This is a genomic window from Faecalibacterium sp. AF27-11BH (genome assembly GCF_003603005.1).
GTDB lineage: Bacteria > Bacillota > Clostridia > Oscillospirales > Ruminococcaceae > Faecalibacterium > Faecalibacterium taiwanense.
Genome location: NZ_QVGS01000005.1, coordinates 153,786 through 161,225 on the forward strand (window position 1 = coordinate 153,786; position 7,440 = coordinate 161,225).

Annotated in this window: 6 protein-coding genes; all 6 read left to right on the forward strand. The window is 58.6% G+C overall.

All coding sequences use genetic code 11. From position 1 onward, the window contains the following. Position 1: 1 nt before the first annotated feature. The 6 genes from carB (at position 2) to DWY76_RS07230 (ending at position 7,271) form a co-directional block, all read left to right on the forward strand. Complete coding sequence (gene carB, locus DWY76_RS07205) at positions 2 to 3,253, forward strand: carbamoyl-phosphate synthase large subunit (protein ID WP_120080635.1); 3,252 nt, start codon at positions 2 to 4, stop codon at positions 3,251 to 3,253. 219 nt (positions 3,254 to 3,472) lie between these two features. Then, positions 3,473 to 3,778: an HU family DNA-binding protein gene (locus tag DWY76_RS07210; RefSeq protein WP_005944215.1), complete on the forward strand. Its 306-nt coding sequence runs from the start codon at positions 3,473 to 3,475 to the stop codon at positions 3,776 to 3,778. A gap of 256 nt (positions 3,779 to 4,034) precedes the next feature. Further along, positions 4,035 to 5,222 carry a DEAD/DEAH box helicase gene (locus DWY76_RS07215; protein WP_120080637.1) on the forward strand — a complete coding sequence of 396 codons (1,188 nt, stop codon included), beginning with the start codon at positions 4,035 to 4,037 and terminating at the stop codon, positions 5,220 to 5,222. Between the two features lie 216 nt (positions 5,223 to 5,438). Next, the gene (locus tag DWY76_RS07220; protein WP_005944220.1) at positions 5,439 to 6,092 is read left to right on the forward strand and encodes a MerR family transcriptional regulator; all 654 of its coding nucleotides are present in this window, start codon (positions 5,439 to 5,441) and stop codon (positions 6,090 to 6,092) included. After that, positions 6,073 to 6,384: a heavy metal-binding domain-containing protein gene (locus tag DWY76_RS07225; RefSeq protein WP_005944222.1), complete on the forward strand. Its 312-nt coding sequence runs from the start codon at positions 6,073 to 6,075 to the stop codon at positions 6,382 to 6,384. Before DWY76_RS07220 ends, DWY76_RS07225 begins: the two co-directional genes overlap by 20 nt. Further along, a complete protein-coding gene (locus tag DWY76_RS07230) occupies positions 6,381 to 7,271 on the forward strand; it encodes a CPBP family intramembrane glutamic endopeptidase (RefSeq protein WP_120080639.1) in 891 nt (296 codons plus the stop codon). The genes DWY76_RS07225 and DWY76_RS07230 overlap by 4 nt, the downstream gene beginning before the upstream one ends. Positions 7,272 to 7,440 lie beyond the last annotated feature (169 nt).

Here is a 7,440-nt window from a genome sequence, read left to right on the forward strand (position 1 = left end):
AATGCCGAAGGACCCTAGAATCAAGAAGGTGCTGGTCATTGGCTCCGGCCCCATCATCATTGGTCAGGCTGCGGAGTTCGACTACTCCGGCACGCAGGCCTGCCGCGCCCTGAAGGCAGAGGGCATCGAGACCGTTCTGCTGAACTCCAACCCCGCAACCATCATGACCGACCCGGATGTGGCCGACCATGTTTACATTGAACCCATGACGCTGGAAGTCGTGGAGCGCATTCTGGACATTGAAAAGCCGGACTCCGTGCTGCCGAACCTCGGCGGTCAGATGGGCCTGAATCTGTCCATGGAGCTGGCCCGCTCCGGCTATCTGGACCGCACCGGCATCCGTCTGCTGGCCTGCAAGCCCGAGACCATCGACCGGGCCGAGGACCGCGAGCTGTTCAAGGAGACCATGGAAAAGCTGCACCAGCCCATCATCCCCTCTGAGGTGGTGGAAACGCTGCAGGACGCTCTGGCCTGCGCCGACCGCATCGGCTACCCGGTCATCGTGCGTCCGGCCTTTACCATGGGCGGCACCGGCGGCGGCATTTGCGAGACCCGCGAAAAGCTCATCGAGATCGGCACCAACGGCCTGCGCCTTTCCCCCATCCATCAGATTCTTGTGGAAAAGTGCATCGCCGGCTGGAAAGAGATCGAGTATGAGGTCATGCGCGACCACAAGGGTAACGTGATCACCGTGTGTAACATGGAGAACCTGGACCCTGTGGGCATCCACACCGGCGACTCGGTGGTCGTGGCTCCTTCCCAGACCCTGACCGACCACGAATACCAGATGCTGCGCACCGCTGCTCTGGATATCATCACCGAGCTGGGCATCGAGGGCGGCTGCAACTGCCAGTTCGCCCTGAAACCGGACAGCTACGATTACGCGGTCATCGAGGTCAACCCCCGTGTGTCCCGCTCTTCCGCACTGGCTTCCAAGGCCACCGGTTATCCCATTGCCAAGGTGGCTACCAAGATCGCCATTGGCTACACGCTGGACGAGATCACCAACGATGTCACCGGCAAGACCTGCGCCTGCTTTGAGCCTGCGCTGGACTACATCGTGGTCAAGTACCCGAAGTGGCCCTTTGATAAGTTCGTCTACGCCGACAAGTCTCTGGGCACCCAGATGATGGCCACCGGCGAGGTGATGAGCATTGGCAACAGCTTCGAGGCTGCCATGATGAAGGCGGTCTCCTCCATCGAGCTGGGTATGGACACCCTGACCCACAAGCCCTTTGAGGAACTGACCGATGACGAGATTGTGGCCCACATGCATGTTCAGGATGCCGAACGCGTGTTCTGCGTGTACGAGGCCCTCAAGCGCGGCATCGACCACCAGACCATCTACCGCATCACCAAGATCGACTGGTGGTTCCTGGACAAGATGCAGCATCTGGCAGATCTGGAAAAGGGTCTTGCTAAGTGCAACGGCGTGCTGACCGAAGAGCAGTACAAGACTGCCAAGAAGTACGGCTTCCAGGATAAGACCATCAAGCGTCTGGCACAGGTGGACAAGCTCCCCGTGGAGAACTACCGCGCCGGCTTCAAGATGGTGGATACCTGTGCTGCCGAGTTCTCGGCCAACACCCCCTATTTCTACTCCACCTACGACGGCGACAACGAAGCCGCTGAGTTCATTGCCGAGAAGGAAGCCGAGGCATCCGCCAAGGGCGAACCCAGGAAAAAGAAGGTTCTGGTCTTTGGTTCCGGCCCCATCCGCATCGGTCAGGGCATCGAGTTCGACTACTGCTCGGTGCACTGTGTGTGGACCCTGAAGAAGCACGGCTGCGAAGCCATCCTTGTAAACAATAACCCCGAGACCGTCTCCACCGACTTTGACACCGGCGACCGTCTGTACTTTGACCCGCTGAACCCGGAGAGCGTGGACAACATCATTGCCACCGAGAAGCCGGATGCCTGCGTGGTGCAGTTCGGCGGCCAGACCGCCATCAAGCTGGCAAAGCACATGGACGAGATCGGCCTGCCCATTCTGGGCACCCCGGCAGATGCCATCGATGAAGCCGAGGACCGTGAGCGCTTCGACGAGCTGCTGGAGCGCTGCAGGATCCCCCGCGCACCGGGCCGCACTGTCTTTAATCTGGACGAGGCTCTGGCTGCCGCCGACGAGATCGGCCTGCCGGTGCTGATGCGTCCCTCCTACGTGCTGGGCGGTCAGAACATGATCGTGGCCTACACCAAGGCGGACGTGATCGAGTACATGGGCGTTATCACCGAGCATGTGGACATGGATCACCCTGTGCTGCTGGATAAGTATATTCTGGGCACCGAGTGCGAAGTGGATGCCATCTGCGACGGCGAAAACTTCCTGATCCCCGGCATTATGGAGCAGGTGGAGCGCACCGGTGTGCACTCCGGCGACTCCATCTGCGTCTACCCGGCACAGCACCTGACTCAGGCCGAGATCGACACCATGGTGGATTACACCGGCCGCTTTGCCCGCGAGCTGCATGTCAACGGTCTGGTGAACGTGCAGTACGCAGTTTCCAACGGCAAGGTGTACGTCATTGAGGTGAACCCCCGTTCCTCCCGTACCGTGCCGTATATCTCCAAGGTCACCGGCGTGCCCATGGTGGATCTGGCGGTGCGCTGCTGTCTGGGCGAAAAGCTGGCAGATATGGGCTACGGCACCGGCCTGCACCCCAACGCACCTTATGTGGCTGTCAAGGTGCCTGTGTTCAGCTTTGAAAAGCTGCACGGTGTGGATACCCAGTTCGGCCCCGAGATGAAGTCCACCGGCGAAGTGCTGGGCATTGCCCCCAACTACCACGATGCCCTGCTCAAGGGCCTCATCGGCGCGGGCTACACCTTCAAGACCCCCGGCCCTGCAAGCTGCTGCATCTTCACCGTGAAGGACAGCGACAAGCCGGAGTTCGTGGATATCGCATGGAAGCTCAAGAGCATGGGCTACAAGCTGTACGGTACATCCGGCACCTGCGCATGGCTCAACAAGCACATGGTGCCCTGCAACGAGGTGCGCAATATGTCCGGCGAGTCGCCCAACATCGTGGACCTGCTGCAGAGCGGTCTGGTGGATTATGTGTTCTCTACCAGCGCTAAGGGCCGTGACCCCAAGCGCGACTCCGTCCGCCTGCGCCGCAAGGCTGTGGAGCTGAGCATCCCCTGCATCACCGCAGTGGATACCGCCAACGCTCTGGTGGACTGCCTGCGCAGTGATCACAGTCTGGAAAATATCCCGCTGGTGGATATTGCCACCCTGTATCACCGCAAATAATTACCTCACGAATTACCCGTAAAATGCTTTTTTGCAGCGCCCGCCAAAACAGCGGGCGCTGTATTTGTGAAGGACGGAGAGAGATTACATAAGTTCGTGCGCAATAAATGACGTTTTGTGCGCAATCTGTCGCAAACAGTGTGTGAATTATGTTATACTCAACAACGCAAAATTTGCCAAAAGACGTTACTTTTGGACACTCCAGGAGGATATAGATACATGACCCGTTCCCAGATGATCGAGACTGTGGCACGCAAGACCGGCTTCACCGAAGCACAGGTCGAGACCACGATGGATGCAATGTTTGACCAGATCGCCGACTGCCTGCGCGCAGACGAGAAGGTGACCATCGCAGGCTTTGGCCGTTTTGAGATGCGTCCCCGCAAGCCCAAGGCCTACACCAACCCCAAGACCAAGGTTTCCAGCCGTCTGGAGTCCACCTCCATCCCCGGCTTCAAGGCCAGCGGCCGCTTCAAGCAGAAGCTGGAAGCAGGCAAGGCTGCCAAGACTGAGGAAGCTGTCTGATCCTCAAATCAAATGCAAAGAGCTGTGCCCTCCACTCGGGGCGCAGCTCTTTTTGTTTGGAGCTCCCTCAGTTTCGCATTTGCTCAACAGCTCCCTCGGAGAGGGAGCCTCGCCGTGCGGAAAAGTCTCCCTCTGGGAGGAAGGTGGCATCGCATTAGTGATGACGGAAGGAGTTCGTTAAGAACCTGCTGACAAGTGTGGCATTTCATGCTATACTGGGTTCAGAATATAAAATGACAAAGGAACGGAGAATCAGATGCTTTACAGTGAGTTGCAGTGCAGCGATGCCATCCACAAGGCCGTGGAACGCATGGGCTTTGCCGAAATGACCGAAATTCAGGAAAAGACTATCCCCGTCATGATGGCGGGCTATGACGTGATCGCAAAAGCCCCCACCGGCACCGGCAAGACCTGTGCCTTCGGCATCCCGGTGGCGGAGCATATCTTACCGGAAAACAAGTATCCGCAGGCCGTGATCATGGCCCCCACCCGGGAGCTGGCCCAGCAGATCGCGCAGGAGCTGGAAGAGCTGACCTATTTTATGCCCGAAGTGCAGGTGGCCTGCGTGTACGGCGGTGCCAACATGGAAAAGCAGGCAAAGCGCCTTGCCGAGGGCTGCCAGATCGTGGTGGCAACGCCGGGCCGTCTGATGGACCACTACAAGCACCATTCCATTGATATCTCCCATGTGACCCAGATCGTGCTGGACGAGGCCGACGAAATGCTGAACATGGGCTTCTATAAGGATGTGCGGCATATCATTGAAATGATGAAGGCCCGCAAGTCCCTCTCCATGTTCTCGGCCACCATCAGCCGCGAGGTAATGGACATCGGCTGGCTGTACCAGCACAACGCCGAGGAGATCACCGTCCAGCCCAAGGAAGAAAGCCAGCCCAAGATCACCCAGTATATGCTGGAGACCTCCGGCCGCAACAAGCTTTCCGACCTTGCACAGATCATCATTGGTGAGAACTACAAGCGGGTGATGGTGTTCTGCGATACCAAGTTCAACACTGCCACTCTGGCCAACCAGCTGGCACGGCTGGGCTTCTCGGTGGACTGCCTCCACGGCGACCTCTCCCAGAAGGAGCGCAACCAGATCATGAAGAACTTCCGGGACGGCAAGCTGGCTATTCTGGTAGCCACCGACGTTGCCGCCCGCGGCATAGATGTTTCGGATGTGGATGCCGTGATCAACTACGATGTGCCCAGTGAGAACGAACATTACACCCACCGCATCGGCCGCACCGGCCGTGCCAAAAAGGAGGGCGTGAGCTACCTGTTCTATGTGCCGGAGGAGAAAAAGCGGGTGCAGGAACTGCTGCGCTTGACCCGCAATACCGACCTGTGCACCCCGGTGCACTTCGACTTCAACCATGAGCACATTGTGGTGGAGAAAAAGCAGGATAGCGCCGACCGGTTCCAGATCAAGTGCTACTTCTGATAAAATAAGAACTCCTTCAGTCTCGCATTCGCTCGCCAGCTCCCTCAAGGAGGGAGCCTTTGGCAGTGCGGCAAAGTTTTATGTTTTGCCAAAGGCCCCATCTCCGAGGGGGCTGTCTGCGAAGCAGACTGGGGGAGTCTCACTTTTCTATTAAAATCTATTGACCTTCCCCTTTCTGGAAGGTGTAACATAGGCACGTAAGGAGGCACCGGAACCATGAAGATCAACGAAGTGGAAGCCGCTGTGGGCGTGACCAAAAAGAACATCCGCTTTTACGAGGAGGAGGGGCTCATTACCCCCAGCCGCGAGCCGGGCAACGGCTACCGCAGCTACTCGCAGGCGGACGTGGAACGCCTGCGCCGCATCAAGCTGCTGCGCAAGCTGGATGTGCCGCTGGCCGAGATCCGGGAAATGCTGGAAGGGCAGAAGACGCTGGCCGAGGGAATGGCCCAGCAGCTGGAACGTCTGAGCACCCGCCGCAAGGATCTGGATGAAGCCATCGGCTTCTGTACCGTATTGGAAAAGGCTTCCGGAAACCTTGAAGAACTGGATGTGGAGCAGACGCTTGCGCGCCTTGCTGCACGGGAGGAACAGGGAGTGACCTTTGTGAACATTGAACGCACAGACCGAAAAGGCGAGCGCATCCGCGGTGCCTGCATCGGCGCTGCCCTTTTTGTGGCGCTGATGGCTTTTGTGATCGCAACGATGGCGTGGGCCTTTTACAGCGACCCGCAGGAAGCGCCGCCGCTGCCGCTGCTCATCGTATTGTTCGGCATCCCGGTGGGGTGCATCGTGGGCACGCTGAAGGTGTTGCTGGAACGCATTGAAGAGATCGGGAAGGGAGAAGAAGATGCTTATCGTAACTATTAACGAGGTGCCCGGCAAAAAGCTGGAAGCGCTGGGCGTGGTGCGCGGCAGCACGGTACAGAGCCGCAATCTGGGCCACGATCTGATGGCGGGGTTCCGCACGCTGGTGGGCGGTGAAGTGACCGACTACGCGGATATGCTCACCGAAGCCCGGCAGATCGCCACAGGACGCATGGTCAAGGATGCAGAGGCCCTTGGAGCGGATGCAGTTGTAGGGATGCGCTACGCTTCCGCCAGCGTCATGCAGGGCGCGGCAGAGGTCATTGCTTATGGAACGGCGGTGAAGTTCGTATGACCACAAAAGAAAAGCAGGGCTTCGGCCTTTATTTCCTGTTAGCATTTGGTCTGGCATGGCTGTGTCAGGTCGGCGGCTGCATGGCGCTGCTGCAAAAGCAGAATGCCGTGCTGTATCAGTTGGCGCTGGTCGCCACCATGCTCTGCCCGCTGCTGGCGGTGCTGGTGGTGCAAAAGGTCTTTCTGCGCCAGCCCACCGGCATCGTCTGGAAGGTGCAGGGCAAGCGCCGCTACTGGCTGGCGGCGTGGTTCGGCCCGGCGGTATTTACGGTGCTGGCCGCAGTGCTCTACTTTGCGGTGTTCCCGCATCGACTGGACCTCTCCGGCAGCTGGCTGGCAGCGGCCTACGGCGGCGAGATGGACGCTCAGACCCTGCGCAGGGAGCTGGGCGTATCCAACCTCAGCTACATGCTGGAAACAGGCCTGTTCGCGGTCACGCTGGCTCCGGTCATCAATATGTTCGCAGCTTTGGGCGAGGAAGCCGGCTGGCGCGGGTATATGATGCCCCACCTGAAGAAGCAGCTCGGCCTGCTCAACGGCCGCCTGCTGGGCGGCGTGATCTGGGGTGTCTGGCACTGGCCGCTGATGCTGCTGGTGGGCTACGAATACGGCACCAACTACTTGGGTGCGCCAGTGCTGGGCCTTTTCGTGTGGTGCATAGTCTGCTTTGCGCTCAATACCCTGTTGGACTGGCTCTATGAAAAGACCGGGTGCATCTGGGTTCCGTCCATCGCACACGGCGCATTCAATGCGGTGGCAGCGCTGTTTGTGGTTTTGACGAACCCGGCAGACAGCTATTACAATGTATTGGGGCCGGCACCCATTGGCCTGATCGGAATGCTGCCCATGCTGGCTGCTGCAGTCTGGCTGACCCTGCGAAGATCCTGAAAACCTGAATAGTTCCGGGAGAGGACTCTTCCGCTTTTGCCGCCGCAGCTGCAATGCAGCTGCGGCGTAGTTTTTCCTGCGGCCTGCTGCTGTTTTGGGGTGCACGCAAAAAAGAATGGAAAAAATCTGTCAAAAAGTGTTGACAAGGAGGCGGGGGTGTGGTATTATA

Excerpts from the sequence above, each read along its gene's own strand:
- carB (WP_120080635.1), top strand. The coding sequence starts at position 2 with ATGCCGAAGGACCCTAGAATCAAGAAGGTGCTGGTCATTGGCTCCGGC.
- DWY76_RS07210 (WP_005944215.1), top strand. The coding sequence starts at position 3,473 with ATGACCCGTTCCCAGATGATCGAGACTGTGGCACGCAAGACCGGCTTC.
- DWY76_RS07220 (WP_005944220.1), top strand. The coding sequence starts at position 5,439 with ATGAAGATCAACGAAGTGGAAGCCGCTGTGGGCGTGACCAAAAAGAAC.
- DWY76_RS07225 (WP_005944222.1), top strand. The coding sequence starts at position 6,073 with ATGCTTATCGTAACTATTAACGAGGTGCCCGGCAAAAAGCTGGAAGCG.
- DWY76_RS07215 (WP_120080637.1), top strand. The coding sequence starts at position 4,035 with ATGCTTTACAGTGAGTTGCAGTGCAGCGATGCCATCCACAAGGCCGTG.
- DWY76_RS07230 (WP_120080639.1), top strand. The coding sequence starts at position 6,381 with ATGACCACAAAAGAAAAGCAGGGCTTCGGCCTTTATTTCCTGTTAGCA.